The 15144-nt window shown below is 63.0% G+C and carries 14 protein-coding genes and 1 pseudogene; 6 read left to right on the top strand and 9 right to left on the bottom strand.

Annotation, left to right across the window (positions count from 1 at the left end; translation table 11 throughout):
- The 3 genes and pseudogenes from IB264_RS23770 to recQ form a co-directional block, all read right to left on the bottom strand.
- Positions 1-419 (bottom strand): aminotransferase class I/II-fold pyridoxal phosphate-dependent enzyme (locus IB264_RS23770; RefSeq protein ID WP_192434230.1); only part of this gene is annotated, 419 nt, incomplete at its 3' end.
- Between the two features lie 411 nt (positions 420-830).
- Positions 831-1117, bottom strand: a pseudogene (locus IB264_RS23765) (GIY-YIG nuclease family protein).
- Between the two features lie 239 nt (positions 1118-1356).
- A complete protein-coding gene (gene recQ, locus IB264_RS23760) occupies positions 1357-3234 on the bottom strand; it encodes a DNA helicase RecQ (RefSeq protein WP_025427887.1) in 1878 nt (625 codons plus the stop codon).
- 198 nt (positions 3235-3432) lie between these two features.
- Here recQ and IB264_RS23755 point away from each other — a divergent pair, with 198 nt between their 5' ends.
- Complete coding sequence (locus IB264_RS23755; RefSeq protein WP_025427888.1) at positions 3433-4272, top strand: hypothetical protein; 840 nt, start codon at positions 3433-3435, stop codon at positions 4270-4272.
- A gap of 57 nt (positions 4273-4329) precedes the next feature.
- Here the strand turns inward: IB264_RS23755 and dnaG are convergent, their stop codons facing one another.
- The gene (gene dnaG, locus IB264_RS23750; RefSeq protein ID WP_025427889.1) at positions 4330-6348 is read right to left on the bottom strand and encodes a DNA primase; all 2019 of its coding nucleotides are present in this window, start codon (positions 6346-6348) and stop codon (positions 4330-4332) included.
- A gap of 236 nt (positions 6349-6584) precedes the next feature.
- Here dnaG and IB264_RS23745 point away from each other — a divergent pair, with 236 nt between their 5' ends.
- Entirely contained in the window at positions 6585-6842 is a 258-nt protein-coding gene (locus tag IB264_RS23745; RefSeq protein ID WP_025427890.1) for a hypothetical protein, read from the top strand.
- Here the strand turns inward: IB264_RS23745 and IB264_RS23740 are convergent.
- Positions 6823-7272 (bottom strand): GatB/YqeY domain-containing protein, encoded by a 450-nt coding sequence (locus tag IB264_RS23740; protein ID WP_025427891.1) that lies wholly within the window; start codon positions 7270-7272, stop codon positions 6823-6825. The genes IB264_RS23745 and IB264_RS23740 overlap by 20 nt on opposite strands.
- 324 nt (positions 7273-7596) lie before the next feature.
- Between IB264_RS23740 and carA the strand changes: the two genes are divergently transcribed.
- Positions 7597-8802, top strand: a complete 1206-nt coding sequence (gene carA / locus IB264_RS23735; protein ID WP_025427892.1) for a glutamine-hydrolyzing carbamoyl-phosphate synthase small subunit — start codon at positions 7597-7599, stop codon at positions 8800-8802.
- Between the two features lie 74 nt (positions 8803-8876).
- Here carA and IB264_RS23730 read toward each other — a convergent pair whose 3' ends face one another.
- From IB264_RS23730 to IB264_RS23720, 3 genes are all read right to left on the bottom strand, one after another.
- A complete protein-coding gene (locus IB264_RS23730) occupies positions 8877-9638 on the bottom strand; it encodes a sulfite exporter TauE/SafE family protein (RefSeq protein ID WP_025427893.1) in 762 nt (253 codons plus the stop codon).
- A gap of 30 nt (positions 9639-9668) precedes the next feature.
- Positions 9669-10427, bottom strand: a complete 759-nt coding sequence (locus IB264_RS23725) for an AraC family transcriptional regulator (RefSeq protein ID WP_025427894.1) — start codon at positions 10425-10427, stop codon at positions 9669-9671.
- A 93-nt stretch (positions 10428-10520) separates the two neighbouring features.
- Positions 10521-11426, bottom strand: coding sequence for a LysR substrate-binding domain-containing protein (locus IB264_RS23720; RefSeq protein WP_025427895.1), 906 nt, complete (start codon positions 11424-11426; stop codon positions 10521-10523).
- A 114-nt stretch (positions 11427-11540) separates the two neighbouring features.
- On the opposite strand from IB264_RS23720, the gene IB264_RS23715 reads away from it, so the two are divergent.
- The 3 genes from IB264_RS23715 to IB264_RS23705 all read left to right on the top strand — a co-directional run bounded on the left by IB264_RS23715 (position 11541) and on the right by IB264_RS23705 (position 13674).
- Complete coding sequence (locus tag IB264_RS23715) at positions 11541-12302, top strand: SDR family oxidoreductase (protein WP_025427896.1); 762 nt, start codon at positions 11541-11543, stop codon at positions 12300-12302.
- A gap of 23 nt (positions 12303-12325) precedes the next feature.
- Positions 12326-13192: an NAD(P)-dependent oxidoreductase gene (locus tag IB264_RS23710; RefSeq protein ID WP_025427897.1), complete on the top strand. Its 867-nt coding sequence runs from the start codon at positions 12326-12328 to the stop codon at positions 13190-13192.
- Between the two features lie 176 nt (positions 13193-13368).
- Positions 13369-13674 (top strand): hypothetical protein, encoded by a 306-nt coding sequence (locus IB264_RS23705; RefSeq protein WP_025427898.1) that lies wholly within the window; start codon positions 13369-13371, stop codon positions 13672-13674.
- Positions 13675-13809: 135 nt separating this feature from the next.
- Here the strand turns inward: IB264_RS23705 and IB264_RS23700 are convergent, their stop codons facing one another.
- The gene (locus IB264_RS23700) at positions 13810-15012 is read right to left on the bottom strand and encodes a pyridoxal phosphate-dependent aminotransferase (protein ID WP_025427899.1); all 1203 of its coding nucleotides are present in this window, start codon (positions 15010-15012) and stop codon (positions 13810-13812) included.
- Between the last annotated feature and the right edge of the window lie 132 nt (positions 15013-15144).

Raw genomic sequence — 15144 nt, 5'->3', positions numbered from 1 at the left:
ATGATCGAGGCGTGGTTCAAGGCGTCGGAGATGATCGCGTCCTCTTCGCCCAGCAGCGTCTCGAACAGGCCGCCATTGGCGTCGAAACAGGAGGAATAAAGGATCGTGTCTTCCAGGCCGAGGAAGGCGGAGATGCGCGCCTCCAACTGCTTGTGCTCTTCCTGCGTGCCGCAGATGAAGCGCACCGAGGCCATGCCGTAGCCGTAACGGTCGAGCGCCTTTTTGCCGGCCTCAGTCAGTTCCGCATTGTCGGCCAGGCCGAGATAGTTGTTGGCACAGAAGTTCAGCACCCGCTCGCCCGAGGCAACCTCGATCTCGCCCGCCTGTTTCGAGACGATCACCCGCTCCGACTTGTAGAGACCGGATGATTTCAAGCCATCGAGTTCGGAGCGGAGGTGGGAAAGAAAAGCATTGGTCATGGCGGGCCGCTTTCACTGTGAAAAGGACGTTTCGTGCCAGACGAGTACCACGACAGCTTTCCCGTTGCAGCAAATTCCAGCGGCCAGGCCATGCGCAGAGGCAGTAGTGAGGGAAAACGACAGGGCCTTTCGCAACAGACCCGCTGGTCTGAAATTTTATGTCGCGCCCTTGGCGGTGCGAGACATATTGCTTCGGCCACTCCAGCTTTTGAGCGGTCGAAGATCGAAGCTGGCACCCTTTGTCCCATCAAGCACCATCCATTCGCGCCGCCGACGCAGCGCGGCTGGATTCCTGTGACAAGCACAGGAATGAGGGAGGGGACGTAGTTGCAGCCAGCGTATTCAGAATCTGGTCCCCAACAATCGCGGCAATATTATCCCAAGCTCAGGACAATGAGACGGGATCATTGGTCAGAGGGCATGCAGATAGGGCGAGATATCCTCCCAATCCGGGTTCATGCGTTCGATCAGGTTCAACTTCCACTTTCGAGGCCATTTCTTGATCGTTTTCTCCCGAGTTATCGCCGCGGTCAGCAAATCAAACTCCTCAAACCAGACCAGCGTCTTGACGTATCTCGATGTGAAGCCGGGCGTCAGGTCGTTCTGATGTTCGTAAAGCCGGGTGGCGAGATCCTTCGTCACGCCAACATAAAGCGTGCCTTTCGCTTGGACGCGAGGATGTAGACATAGCCCCTCATGAAAGGGAAATTGGCGATATCGCGCTTATTGCACAAGTAAAAATTGTAGTTGGGTGAAAGAATTTCGACCGCCCGCCACGCCCTCATTCCTGTGCTTGTCACAGGAATCCAGCCGCGCCGCGTCGGCGGCGCGACTTAGCTGGTCTGAGGGCGGAACTCCCCCAACTTCGTACTGCACCAGTGCCGAAAAGATACGAGAATCGGGACAAAGCCCAACCGCGAGAGCTAATCGTCGGGCCTCACCCCTCCAAATACCCGTCGATCACGGCCAGAAATGCCTCGCCGTACCGCTCGCGTTTGCTTTCGCCGATGCCGGGGATGTCGAGCAGCTCGTCGAAGCCGCGCGGGCGCTCCTTGGCGAGCGCGATCAGCGTTGCATCCGGGAAGACGACGTAGGGCGGCACGTTCAGGTCCTTGGCGATGGTGAAGCGCTCGGCGCGCAGCAGTTCGAACAGTTCGAGGTCGGAACCGGCAAGGTCGGCGCGCTCGCGCTGGCTGCCCGATTTCGCCTGCCGCGCCGCCTTGCCCGTCTGCGGGCGGTCCTTGCGAAACAGCACCTGGCGCTCGCGCTTGAACACGGCGCGGGCCTCCGCTTCGAGCTTGACTGCGCCGAAGGCCGTGTGATCGACGCTGACGAGACCGGCGGCCAGCAATTGCCGAAACACCGATTGCCAGGTACGCGCCGGCAGATCCTTGCCGGCGCCGAAGACCGGGATGTCGACATGGCCGAAACGCTCGGTCTTTTCGTTGACGGTCCCCATCAGCACGTCGACGACATGGCCGGTGCCGAAGCGCTCGCCGGTGCGGTAGACGGCGGCGAGCGCCTTGATCGCGGCCTCGGTGCCGTCCCAGGTTTCCACGGGCTTCAGGCAGGTATCGCAATGACCGCAACGACCGGGATGCGCCTCGCCGAAATGCGCGAGGATCGCCTGTCGGCGGCAGCCAGCCGTCTCACAGATCGCCAAAAGCGCATTGAGCTTGCCGCGCTCGATGCGCTTGATTTCGTCCGCCACTGCGCCCTCGTCGATCATCCGGCGGCGCTGCAAGACGTCGGCCATGCCATAGGCCATCCAGACCTCGGACGGTTGGCCGTCACGTCCGGCGCGGCCGGTCTCCTGGTAATAGGCCTCGACCGAGCCCGGCAGATCGAGATGGGCGACATAGCGCACATCCGGCTTGTCGATGCCCATGCCGAAGGCGACGGTTGCGACCAGGCAGAGGCTCTCCTCCTTGAGGAACGCGTCCTGATGGGTGTCGCGCAGCGTCCGGTCCATGCCGGCGTGATAGGGCAGCGCTCGAATGCCCTGCCCGTTCAACCATTCCGCAGTGTCCTCGACCTTTGCCCGCGACAGGCAATAGACGATGCCGGACGATCCGCGGAAGCGGGAGACAAAGCGCAGCAACTGCTGGCGCGGCTGGTCGCGCTCGACAATTTCATAGGCGATGTTCGGTCGGTCGAAGCTGGTGGTAAAGACTTCGGCGCCCTGCAGCGACAAGCGCTCGATAATGTCTTCGCGGGTATGCGGATCGGCCGTCGCCGTCAGCGCGATGCGCGGAACGCCGGGATAGCGCTCGGCAAGCAGGCCGAGGGTGCGATATTCCGGCCGGAAATCATGACCCCACTGCGAAACGCAATGGGCCTCGTCGATGGCGAAAAGCGCAATGCGGGCATTGCCGATGAGATCGGCGAAACCATCGGTGACGATGCGCTCGGGCGTGACGTAGAGGAGGTCAAGCGTGCCATCGGCAATCTGCCGGCGCACGGCCACCGCTTCTTCGCGCGTCAGGGACGAATTGAGTGCCGCCGCATTGACGCCGAGCTGCTTCAACGCCTCGACCTGATCGCGCATCAGCGCGATCAGCGGCGAAACGACGACGCCGAGGCCGGGACGGCAGAGTGCAGGGATCTGGAAGCAGAGCGACTTGCCGGCGCCGGTCGGAAACAGAACGACTGCATCGCCTCCGGCGGCCACATGCTCGACCACCTCCTGCTGCCGGCCGCGAAAGGCGGAGTAGCCATAGACGCGTTTGAGCACATCCAAAGGTGCCGGCGCGGCTCCGTCGAAGAGATGGCCGGCGACGCCCTTGGCGCATTGCGCCCTTTGCCCAATCTCCATCATATCTCCTTTACGGGAATCACCTGATCATCATCGCCCCAAGCGACCGCAATGCCATAGCCTTCCGGTCAACGGAATAGAGCAAGGCAAATCGCGGCGGCTGGACGGGCGGCTTCGGACCTGTTAGCTGAACTCGCCGCCGATGCGACCCTTCCGGTCACCGGCAATCTCGTGGATTGAAAAAACTGGAAAGTAACGATGTCTAGCATTCTGGCGGCAAGCGGCGGCGTCAAGCAGTTAATCTGCATCAACTGGGGGACCAAATACGGCGCGCCCTTCATCAACCGCCTCTATGCCATGGCGGCGCGCAACATCACCCCGCCCTTCACCTTCACCTGCTTCACCGACAATCGCGAGGGTCTGCACCCGGAAATTCTCTGCGAGGATCTGCCGCCGCTGGACATTGGAAAAATGCCCGAGAAGACGCCGGGCATCTGGAACAAATCTCGGCTATGGGGCGCCAAGCTGGGCAACCTCAGCGGACCGGTGCTGTTTCTGGACCTCGATATCGTCATCGTCGGGTCGCTCGACGCCTTCTTCGAGGTCGGAGAACCCGACGATGTGATCCTGGCGCGCAACCAGACGACGCCGTTCGAACGGCTCGGCCAGACCTCGCTGTTTCGCTTCCCGGTCGGCAAGCTGGTGCCGCTGCAGCAGAAGTTCCTGGCCGATCCGCAAGCCGTTGCCAATGAATACCGCTTCGAGCAGCGTTTCGTGACGCGCAACGCGCCGGGCGGCGTAAAACTTTTCCCAAGGCGCTGGGTGCTGCATTTCCGGCAGGACTGCCACTGGCCGCTCCCCCTAAACTACTTCTTCGCGCCGCGCCTGCCGACCGATGCACGCGTGGTGCTTTTCCCCCGCAGCCTGCTGCCGCAGCATGCGATCGACGGACAGTATGGCTATCGCGGCCGCGTGGACACGCCGCTCGGGCATATCCGGCGCCTGTTTTCCGGTGACCGGCGTGAAAAGAATCCAATCCGCTACCTGCGCCACTATATCCGCCCAGCTCCCTGGGTGGCCGAACATTGGCGCGAATAGTCGGCATACTGTTGAGACCGGACCGGATTTCGGCGTGGGCGCGCGACTTTTCGGCGGTCACCGGGCCGCCGGTCCCTTCACGCGGCCGGAGAGCACACCGAAGCCTTCGATGATCGCTTCCTGGTTTTCAAGCCGCGTCACTTCGAACTGTACTTCCTGAAGTGTGCGCAGGAGCTGAGGCACGGCCTCGAGGTCTCCCTCCTCGGTCGCATGCGCCAGTTCCCGCTCCAGCTCGCGCCGCTGCCAATGCAACGCCTTGGAGCGCTGGTGCAGCGCCAGCGCCTGCAGGTAACCCTCGCGCGCATCCTCGGGTGCCGCAGCAGCTGTCGCCGTCCACAGCCGGGCATAGCGGATCTGCTGGTCGATGGCCGCGATCAAGGGCGCAAAGCCTTCGGCTTCCAGCTGTTCCACCAGCCCTTCACGCGTCAGGCGCGGGCCGTTGGCGGCAGCCGCATTGAGCACCGCCGCCCAGCAGCGTTGCAGATCGCGGTGGTCGAACTCGATGGTCGAGATCTCGTCGTATTCGTCAAACAGCAGTTGCGGGTGGTTGACGATGGTGAGCGCCAGCACGCTTTCGCGCAACGAGGGCACCGCCTGCTGGCCGCTGACCAGCGACGAGCGCGCCAGCCGGTCCGAGATTGCCGTCGGACCCGAGGTGTTGGGCTGGCGTCCACCCTGCCCGCCGCGTTGGCCGCCGCCCTGGCGGCCGCCGCGCTCGAATTGCCGCCGCTCGCCGCCGCGACCGGGGCTTGAGGCCTGCAGGAAGGCGTGCAGCCGGTCGCGCATGTCCTGGCCATAGTGGCGCCGCACACTTTCGTCGGCAATGACGGCGGTGACCTGCTTCAGCCTCGCTTCAAGTTCGGCGCGTTTTTCCGGCGTATCGAACGAGCCGCCCTGGATTTCACGTTGCCAGACCATCTCGGCCAGCGACCTTGCATTGGCCAGCACCTGGTCGAAGGGCGCCCGCCCCTCTTGCCGCACCAGATCGTCCGGGTCCTTGCCGTCAGGCAGCATGGCAAAGCGCACCGAGCGGCCGGGTTTCAGATGCGGCAGCGCCAGATCGACGCCGCGGTTGGCAGCGCGGATGCCGGCGCCGTCGCCATCGAAGCAGAGCACCGGCTGCGACGTCATCTTCCAGAGCAGATCGAGCTGGTTTTCGGTGAGTGCTGTTCCAAGCGGCGCAACGGCATTCTCGACGCCCGCCTGGTGGAGCGCGATCACGTCCATATAGCCCTCGACCGCGATGATCGTCGCCGTAGCACTTTCGTTTTGCCCGGCATCACCGGGGCGGCTGCCCCCGGACATTGCACGGCGTGCCCGGGCAAAGTTGTAGAGCACGTTGCCCTTGTGGAAGAGCTCGGTCTCATTCGAATTGAGATACTTCGCCGGCGCATCCGGCGACATGGCGCGGCCGCCGAAGGCGATGACCTTTTCGCGCGACGACAGGATCGGAAACATGATGCGGTCACGGAAGCGGTCGTAGGAAACCGGCACTTCGGGACCATGCACCACCAGGCCGCAGGCCTCTATCTGCTCCTTGCCGATGCCCTTGCCGGCCAAAAATTCCTTCAGCGCATTGCGGCTGTCGGGCGCAAAGCCGAGGCGAAAGGTCTCGATGGTGCGGCCGGTCAGCCCGCGCTCGCGCAGATAGGCGCGCGCCTTGGCGCCATTGGCCGTCTGTAGCTGGTCCTCGAAAAACTGGGTCGCCAGCTCCATCACATCGAGCAGGCTGGTGCGTTCCTTTTCGCGCTTCTCGGCCTGCGGGTCGGGCTGCGGCATGGCAACACCGGCCATGTCGGCGATCTGCTGCACCGCCTCGGGGAAGCTCAGGCCTTCGAGATCGGTGAGGAAGCGGAAGTGGTCGCCGGTAACGCCACAGCCGAAGCAATGGTAGCGGCCCTTGCGGTCCTCGCAGTGGAAGCTCGGAGATTTCTCGCCGTGGAACGGGCAGCAGGCCCAGTAGTCGCCGCGCGAGACATTGGTCTTGCGCCGATCCCAGGTGACGCGTTTGGCGATCACGTCCGAAATCGGCACGCGGTCGCGTATCTCGTCAAGAAAGGACTGTGAAAAGCGCATGGGTACCTCTGGTCAATCCTCCATATAGGCGGCGAAACCGCCGGACGCCACAGCGCTGACCGGCCTTGCCCGCAATTCACAGGCTGTAAAAAGGCAATTGCAAACCCCGCTTGCTGTAGGTCATCGGATGATGCGCGTCTAGCGCGAACATGTTTCTACACCCAGGCCGTGCATCGACCCTGACTCCGACCAAGCACAACAGGATGAATTCGCCTCCCGACCTCGGATCCCGCATCATGGCCATCACCGTCGAAGCACTTGCATCCAGCGCCGGCTTCTTCAACGCCGTGCCCAGCGGCATGGGATGGGATGGCCCGCCGGGTCGCAGCAGCCTCTGGCTGTCGCAGGGTTTCATCCGGGAATATTGGGATTATCAGGCGGAGAAGTTCGCGCTGATCGATCAGGCCCATGAAAGGCTCACCGGCAATTTCAATGCCGCAACGGCGCCCGCCGCAGACGAGCGGGCGCAGTCGGTTACTTCAGCAGGTCCTTGACCAGGCCGGAGGCCTTGGCGAAGTCCATCTGGCCGGGATACCGTTCCTTGAGCGCGTTCATGCACTTGCCCATGTCGCGAAGCCCGTGCGCGCCGGTTTCCTGGATCACCGAAGCACAGAGTTCCTTGACCTTATCCTCTGGCAACTGAGCCGGCAGGAACTGGTTGATGATGACGATTTCCTGCCGCTCCTGCTCGGCAAGCTCCGGCCGGCCGCCCTGGTCGTAGATGCGCGCCGATTCCTCGCGCTGCTTGATCATCTTGGCGAGGATCTGCAGGATCTCGTCGTCGCCGACCGGATCCTTGCCCAGGCCACGGTTGGCAATATCACGATCCTTGATCGCAGCCTGGATCAGCCGCACGGTTGAGGTGCGCCGCGTGTCCTTGGCCTTCAGGGCTTCTTTCAGTACCTCAGCGAACTGGTCGCGCATGTCTTTCTCCATGTCGAAGCCGGCCCGCGGTGCTCTTGCCCGGAACCGGTTCGATGCGTCAATGTTGTCGTCGTCTTAAACCAGTGTGGCAGGTGCAATCAAACGGATTACACAACCGCTTGAATTAAAAGGAATTTTATTTCCAGACAATTCACAGCGGCTGGTTGACCGGGCTTTGCGCTTTGGCTATTTTCCCGCACCTGCACGACATTGGCATGTGAGCACTTTTCGCGGGGATTCCGCGCGTCCATGCCTGAGCACATAAAATGGCGATCAGCCGTCGGGCTTTCAAGCCCCGCCTCGCGCCGCAACGGGATAGGAACGATGACCGCGACACCCGCATGGACCACTGAAAAACCCACCGCTTTGCTCGTTCTTGCCGATGGCACCGTCATCGAAGGCAAGGGCATCGGCGCAACCGGCAAGGTGCAGGCGGAAGTCTGCTTCAACACGGCACTGACCGGCTACCAGGAAATCCTGACGGATCCTTCCTACCTCAGCCAGATCGTCACCTTCACCTTCCCGCACATCGGCAATATCGGCGCCAATGACGAGGACATCGAAGACCTGACGCCGGCAGCCCGCCACGGCGCGGTCGGCGTGATCTTCAAGGCCGATATCACCGAGCCGTCGAACTACCGGTCCGTCAAGCACCTCGATGCCTGGCTGAAAGCCCGCGGCATCATCGGCCTCTGCGGCATCGACACCCGGGCACTCACCGCCTGGATCCGCGAAAACGGCATGCCCAACGCCGTCATCGCCCACGATCCCTCAGGCGTCTTCGACATCGAGACGCTGAAGAAGGAAGCCAAGGCTTGGAGCGGGCTTGAAGGCCTCGATCTTGCCAAGGTCGCGACCTCCGGCCAGTCCTCGCAGTGGACCGAGAAGCCCTGGGTCTGGGACGAAGGCTATTCGACGCTCGGCGATGCCGAGGCCGACTACCACGTCGTCGCCCTCGACTACGGCGTCAAGCGCAACATCCTGCGCCTCTTCACCGGCCTCAACGCCCGCGTCACCGTGATGCCGGCAACGACGAGCGCCGAAGAGGTGCTTGCCCAGAAGCCGGACGGCATCTTCCTCTCCAACGGCCCGGGCGACCCGGCGGCAACCGGCGAATACGCCGTGCCTGTCATCCAGGACCTGCTGAAGAGCGATATCCCGGTGTTCGGTATCTGCCTCGGTCACCAGATGCTGGCGCTGGCGCTTGGCGGCAAGACCGAAAAAATGCACCAGGGCCACCATGGCGCCAACCATCCGGTCAAGGATCACACCACGGGCAAGGTCGAGATCGTCTCGATGAACCACGGCTTCGCGGTCGATTCGAAGTCGCTGCCGGAAGGTGTTGAAGAGACTCACATTTCGCTGTTCGACGGCACCAATTGCGGCCTGCGCGTCGCCGGCAAGCCGGTGTTCTCGGTGCAGCATCACCCGGAAGCCTCGCCGGGCCCGCAGGACAGCCACTACCTCTTCCGCCGGTTCATGAACCTCGTGCGCGAGAAAAAGGGCGAACCGGCGCTTGCCGAGCGCTGAGCGCGCGACCGAGACAGCATAGAGGCCCGCTCCAAGCGGGCCTTTTTCATTTGAACCCTAACTTTCTGCCATCCTTAAAACCAGTAGCGGCCGGCATAGACGCAGGTCATGACCGCGCCGGAGAGGATCACGAACAGCCGCACGACTTGGGCCGGCAGCACCCGCACCAGATGACCGCCGGCATAGCCGCCGATCAGCGCGCCCGACAACATCGTCAGCGTCTCAGGCCATTGCACCATGCCCTTCGCGATGAAGATGACGATCGCCGCGAGGCTGACACAGCTGCCGAGCAGGTTCTTCATCACCTTGACCTTGCGGATGTCGCCCGGCTCTTGCAGCGAAAGCACCGCCGTCAGGAGGATGCCGAGCCCCGCACCAAAGAAACCGCCATAGATCGAAGTGGCAAACAGCGCGGCCATTCCTTCGGTCCTTGATGCTTGTCCCTTCCCGCGATGCGTTACGGTCCACTGGCCGATGCGCGGCGCAAACGCAAAGAGCAGCGTGGCAAGGCCGATGAGCCCGGGAACCGGCAGCACGAAGAGGCGATCGGGAAGCGCAAGCAGAACCAGTGCGCCGATGACGCCGCCAACGACGCAGAGGGCGTGCAGGACCAGCATGCGCCGATCGAAGGTCGGCAGCTTCTCGCGATCGGCAATCGCCGCCAGCAGGTGCCCAGGTGCGATGGCAATGGCATTCGAGGCATTGGCAACAACAGGCGGAAGACCCGCGGCAAGCATCGCCGGGAAGGTGATCAGCGTTGCGCCCCCTGCTAGCGCATTGATGATGCCGCCGGCTATGCCGGCGAGAAACAGAAGAGGCGCGATCAGTCCGTCCATGCCATGCCTTTCGCAATGATGCGAAGAGATCTAGCCTGTGGCCGTGACCACGTCTGGAACGTTTGTGACCGCCCGCATGTTTTCGCCATAGGCGCGTGGTGTGGCGCCGAAGACGCGGCGGAAATGACGGCCGAGATGGCTCTGGTCGGCAAAACCATATTTTGCTGCGATGTCGGCCACCGACGTTTCCGATCGCAGATCGCGCCGGGCCGCGTTCAGGCGGTGCATCAGCCGATAGGCGTGCGGCGACATACCGATCAGCCGCGTGAACCGACGACTGAAACCTTCGCGGCTCAGACCATGACGAACGGCGATCTTGCCGACCGTCATGCTGCTTACACCGATATCGCCAAGCCAGAGATCGTCGCTCGCATGTCCCGGCAACCTGCCACCCGCTTGCAATCGTTCCCCAACGCCGCGGAGCAGCGCGAGCGGATCGGCCTCCCCTTCGGAAAGCCCGAGTTCACGAAGCGAGTATACTGTGGGGCCACAGCCTGCATCCGGCAGGGCAGCGTAGAGGTTGAGGCATTGCGCGCCCTCGGGCTCGGCAGCAAGGCTTCGGTGCGGCATACCGGCGGGAATGTGCAGGCACTGCCCCGCCTCGACCCGGAGTATCACGCTTCCCACCTGAAAGGCGCGACAGCCGGAATGCACCGTCGTCAGCTGGCTTTCGGGGTGGAAATGCATGCCAAGTGCCGGTGCAGGCCCGCCAGCCCAGAAGGCGTACTCGACTTCAGGCGACGCCCGGCCCAGCCAATAAGTCCATTGATGGTTCTCGTGCGGGATCATTCGACAACTCGGGCATCCGTTCGGGCGAAGGATAGGTTGGGGCCGCCCGACGCGCAACGGCAGTGATGCACGCCATCTGGCCAATCATTGCAGCTATGCGGCCGACCCTTGCGCGCCGGGCAGATGCTCGGCGATGAAGTCGACCACCGCGCGCACCGACGGCAGTTGCCCCCGCCGATGCGGCATCAGCAGGGTCGTGGTGACGCTGCCCGCTTCCCAATCGGGCAGGACACGAACGAGGCTGCCCTCCTCGATTTCCGCCCGGCAGAGTTTGCGCGGCAGCGCGGTGATGCCGAGGCCGGAAACGGCGGCCGCACGGAGCACATTGGATTCGTCCGCAAGGAAACGCGGCTCCGGACGGACCCGGACGACCACACCCGCATCATTGCGCATCGTCCATCCCTCGGCGGTCAACGACGCCAGAAGTCCGTCATGACGCGAAAGCTCGCTCGGTTCGCGCGGGGCCCCGCGGCTTTCGAGATAGGCCGGTGCCGCCACCAGCCAGATGGCGTCCGTTGCCACCCGCCGCTGCACAAGACCCGAATCGGGCAAGGGCGCGAAGTGATCGCGCACGGCGATGTCGAAGCCTTCCTGGACGACGTCGACGAAACGGTCGGTCGCGTGCACCATCACGCGCATCTTAGGGTATGCGAGCGCCAACGGCGGTAGAAGGCCTGCCAGCGTCATCTGCGCCGTCGGCACTGAGGCGGTGATCCTGACCGTGCCGCTCGGCTCAGCGAGCCGGCCCTTGACGATGGCTTCGGCCGCATCCGCCTCGATCAGCATCGCCGCGGCATGTCGATAGAAGTCCTCGCCGATCTCGGTCACGGTGAAGCGGCGCGACGTGCGGTTGATCAGCCTGACGCCGAGTGTCTTTTCCAGTTCGGCCACGCGCTTGCTCAGCGTCGATTTCGGCATGTTGAGCGCGCGCGCGGCCGGCGCGAACCCCTTGTGATCGACCACATGGGCAAAGACGATGAAGTCGTTGAGATTGCGCATGGCCATTTTCCGATGTCTACAAATGTGGACGATACATCCACATTTGCCCGTCTTCCGCAATATCGTCCATGAATTTATCTCTTCTCCATCGAACTCACATCGAAGGAAAAGATCATGGGTAGCTATCAGGACAAGAAAGCCGTCGTCATCGGCGGCACGCATGGCATGGGCCTGGCGACAGTCGAACGGCTCGTCAACGGCGGCGCGGAAGTACTCTTGACCGGCAACAATGCGGCCAACCTCGCCAAGATCCAGGAGCGCTTCGGGGCGCGTGTCCATGCGGTAAAATCCGACATCTCCGACCTCGGCGAGATCGCCGTGCTCGGGGCGACCGTCGGCCAAAAGCTGGGGTCGATCGATCTGTTGCACGTCAACGCCGGCACGTCGCTGCTCGAACCGTTCGACCAGGTGACGGAGGCCTCCTACGACCGACAGTTCACCATCAACACCAAGGGCGCCTTCTTCACCGTGCAGCGGCTGGCGCCGCTCATCCGCGACGGCGGCTCCATCGTCTTCACCTCTTCTGTCGCCGATGTCGGCGGTCATGCGGGCATGGCTGTCTATAGCGGCAGCAAGGCGGCACTGATCTCGTTTGCCTCCGTCTTTGCCGCCGAACTGTTGCCACGCGGCATCCGCGTCAACTCGGTCAGCCCCGGCTTCATCGACACGCCGACCAAGGGCGTTGCCGGCATCACCGATGCCGAGCGTGCAGAGTTCAAGGCGCTGGGGGACGCGATCACGCCCATGGGCCGCAACGGCACCGCCGACGAAGTGGCCCGCGCCGTGCTGTTCCTCGCCTTCGACGCGACGTTTACCACTGGCGCGAGGCTGACGGTCGATGGCGGTCTCGGCCAGCAATTGTCGCCGGCTGCCTGAAACAAGCCAGAACGGAGAATCGGATGTCCAATTGCATCACCATCATCGGCCTCGGCGCCATGGGCACGGCCCTCGCAAACGCCCTCATCGAAGCAGGCAACGTAACGACGGTCTGGAACCGCACCCAGGCGCGGGCTGACACACTTGTTGCCCGCGGCGCGCGCCGAGCCGAAACGGTGCAGGAAGCCATCGACGTCAGCGACGTGATCGTGCTGTGCCTCACCGATTATACCGCCGCCGAAGCCACGCTTGCCGACGCCGCTCCCTTGCTGGCCGGCAAGACCGTCGTCAACCTCACCGATGGTCGCCCGGACGAGGTCCGGGCGACCGCCGGCCGTCTTGGCGGATACGGTGCGCTCTATCTCGACGGCGGCATCATGGCGACGCCGCCGATGATCGGCTCGTCGCACGCCTTCATTCTCTACAGCGGCAGCGCCGATGCGTTTGAGGGCGCAAAGGAGCAACTGGCTGCCTTTGGCCAGAGCCACTATCTCGGCGAAGATCCTGTTCTCGCCGCGGTCAACGACCTCGCATTGCTGTCGGCGATGTACGGCCTCTTCGGCGGCTATCTGCACGCAACGGCGCTTGCCGGCAGCGTTGGCGTCACGGCAATACAGTTCCTAGCCTTCGTCGAGCCCTGGCTGGCAGCGATGATGACGGCTCTGCCCGACCTTGCCGAGCGGATCGACAGCGGCGACCACGCCCGCGACGTGATGTCGAACCTTGCGATGCAATCGGTGGCGATCACCAATATCGTCGCCGCAAGCCGCAGCCAGGGCATCGATCCGGCGTTCATGGATCCGATCGAAAGACTGGCGCAAAAGCGCCTCGCCGGCGGCTTCGGTGCCGACGAGATCTCCGGCATCATCGAGGGAATGCGGGCAAAATAGGGTTCTGTCGTCCACGGGTGGCAGGCGCCGGCGAAAGCAGCGTCCGCCGCTCGCCTAAACATCGTCATAACCAACCGGCTCGAGCAAAACGGTCCGCGGTCGAAAGGTCGCGGGCCCTCGCTTGCTGTTGACCCGCCGCCGGGCTTCACGCATCCTCGCCGCAACTGGAGGTGACGATGATTACAGGTCCACAGTGCCGCGCCGCCCGGGCTCTGATCGAAATTTCGCGCGAGATGCTGGCGAGCTTTTCAGGCGTCGACGAAGACACGATCCTGAAGTTCGAGCGCAAGCTGGAAAAGCCCGCCGACGCGGTGATCGTGTCGCTGACGCATGCACTCGAAAATGCCGGCGCCATTTTTCTGCCGGAAGGCGAACGCGGCATCGGCGTCTGCCTGAAGTTTACCCGTTCCGAGGCACGTCGCCTCTCCATTCTCGAAAGCGAGGGCGGCGTCGTCGGCGATGACGAGGTTCCGGGGGCTTGAACGAAGGGCAGTTCGACTCTGATTTCAACGCCTTAGCCGCCGCGCTTGAATCAAATTGACCGCCCGTTGAATCCGTTTACGAACAAAAAAGCCCGCCGTTGCCGGCGGGCTTTTCATGAGATGGAATGCCTGAGCTTACTTGCAGGCGCCGCAAAAGCGCTGGATGCGGCGGCATGCTTCTTCCAGCTGCGCTTCCGACGTCGCGTAGGAGATGCGGAAGTTCGGGCCGAGGCCAAAGGCCGAGCCATGCACGACGGCAACGCCTTCGGCTTCGAGCAGCTCGGAGACGAAGTCTTCATCAGTCTCGATGACCTTGCCCGACGGTGCGGTCTTGCCGATCAGGCCGGCGCAGGACGGGTAGACGTAGAAGGCGCCTTCCGGCGTCGGGCACGCAATGCCCTTGGCCTGATTCAGCATCGACACCACGAGATCACGGCGACCTTCGAAGATCTTCTTGTTCTCGGGGATGAAGTCCTGTGTGCCGTTGAGCGCCTCGACGGCAGCCCACTGCGCGATCGAGGTTGCGCCCGAGGTCTGCTGGCCCTGGATCATGTCCATGGCCTTGATCAGCTGCAGCGGGCCGGCGGCGTAGCCGATGCGCCAGCCGGTCATGGCATAGGCCTTGGAGACGCCGTTCATGGTCAGCGTGCGGTCGTAGAGGCCGGGCTCGACTTCGACAGGGGTCGCGAACTTGAAGTCGCCATAGGTCAGGTGCTCGTACATGTCGTCGGTCAGCACCCAGACATGCGGGTGCTTCATCAGGACGTCGGTCAGCGCCTTGAGTTCTGCGTGGCTGTAGGCAGCGCCCGACGGGTTGGACGGCGAGTTGAAGATGAACCACTTGGTCTTCGGCGTGATCGCCTTGTCCAAGTCGGCAGGCTGGAGCTTGAAGTTGTTTTCCTGCGTCGCCGAAACAGTCACCGGCGTGCCGCCGCACAGCGCCACCATCTCCGGGTAGGAAACCCAGTAGGGCGCCGGGATGACGACTTCATCGCCCGCGTTCAGGGTCGCCATGAAGGCGTTGAAAAGAATCTGCTTTCCACCGGTGCCGACGATCGTCTGGGCGGCGGTGTAGTCGAGGTTGTTCTCGCGCTTGAACTTCTTGGCGATCGCTTCGCGCAGTTCCGGAATGCCGGATACCGGCGTGTACTTCGTCTCGCCGCGGTTGATCGCGTCGATCGCAGCCTTCTTGATATTATCAGGCGTGTCGAAATCCGGCTCCCCTGCACCAAGGCCGATCACGTCGCGTCCCTTCGCTTTCAGCTCGCGGGCTTTCTGCGAAACGGCGATGGTGGCGGAAGGCTTTACACGGGAAAGGGCATCGGCAAGGAAGGCCATGATGAAAGGTCCTGATCGTTTCGAGACGCGGTGAGCGCTACGGAACGAAAAAGTCAGGCTCCATAGCGGTTAGGTCTATGTCGAAAGACGCCCGGTCTTGCAAGCGCCAGAGCCTGAAAAACCGCCGGAATG

Source organism: Ensifer sp. ENS11 (assembly GCF_014851895.1).
GTDB classification, from domain to species: domain Bacteria; phylum Pseudomonadota; class Alphaproteobacteria; order Rhizobiales; family Rhizobiaceae; genus Ensifer; species Ensifer canadensis.
Note: the sequence above shows the minus strand (reverse complement) of the source record. Positions and strands in the feature narration are given on the sequence as shown.

What these genes read in the sequence shown, in the direction of transcription:
- IB264_RS23755 (WP_025427888.1), top strand. Translation starts at nt 3,433, where the DNA reads ATGTCTAGCATTCTGGCGGCAAGCGGCGGCGTCAAGCAGTTAATCTGC.
- IB264_RS23705 (WP_025427898.1), top strand. Translation starts at nt 13,369, where the DNA reads ATGATTACAGGTCCACAGTGCCGCGCCGCCCGGGCTCTGATCGAAATT.
- dnaG (WP_025427889.1), bottom strand. Translation starts at nt 6,348, where the DNA reads ATGCGCTTTTCACAGTCCTTTCTTGACGAGATACGCGACCGCGTGCCG.
- IB264_RS23730 (WP_025427893.1), bottom strand. Translation starts at nt 9,638, where the DNA reads ATGGACGGACTGATCGCGCCTCTTCTGTTTCTCGCCGGCATAGCCGGC.
- recQ (WP_025427887.1), bottom strand. Translation starts at nt 3,234, where the DNA reads ATGGAGATTGGGCAAAGGGCGCAATGCGCCAAGGGCGTCGCCGGCCAT.
- IB264_RS23745 (WP_025427890.1), top strand. Translation starts at nt 6,585, where the DNA reads ATGGCCATCACCGTCGAAGCACTTGCATCCAGCGCCGGCTTCTTCAAC.
- IB264_RS23715 (WP_025427896.1), top strand. Translation starts at nt 11,541, where the DNA reads ATGGGTAGCTATCAGGACAAGAAAGCCGTCGTCATCGGCGGCACGCAT.
- IB264_RS23740 (WP_025427891.1), bottom strand. Translation starts at nt 7,272, where the DNA reads ATGCGCGACCAGTTCGCTGAGGTACTGAAAGAAGCCCTGAAGGCCAAG.
- IB264_RS23710 (WP_025427897.1), top strand. Translation starts at nt 12,326, where the DNA reads ATGTCCAATTGCATCACCATCATCGGCCTCGGCGCCATGGGCACGGCC.
- IB264_RS23725 (WP_025427894.1), bottom strand. Translation starts at nt 10,427, where the DNA reads ATGATCCCGCACGAGAACCATCAATGGACTTATTGGCTGGGCCGGGCG.
- IB264_RS23720 (WP_025427895.1), bottom strand. Translation starts at nt 11,426, where the DNA reads ATGCGCAATCTCAACGACTTCATCGTCTTTGCCCATGTGGTCGATCAC.
- IB264_RS23700 (WP_025427899.1), bottom strand. Translation starts at nt 15,012, where the DNA reads ATGGCCTTCCTTGCCGATGCCCTTTCCCGTGTAAAGCCTTCCGCCACC.
- carA (WP_025427892.1), top strand. Translation starts at nt 7,597, where the DNA reads ATGACCGCGACACCCGCATGGACCACTGAAAAACCCACCGCTTTGCTC.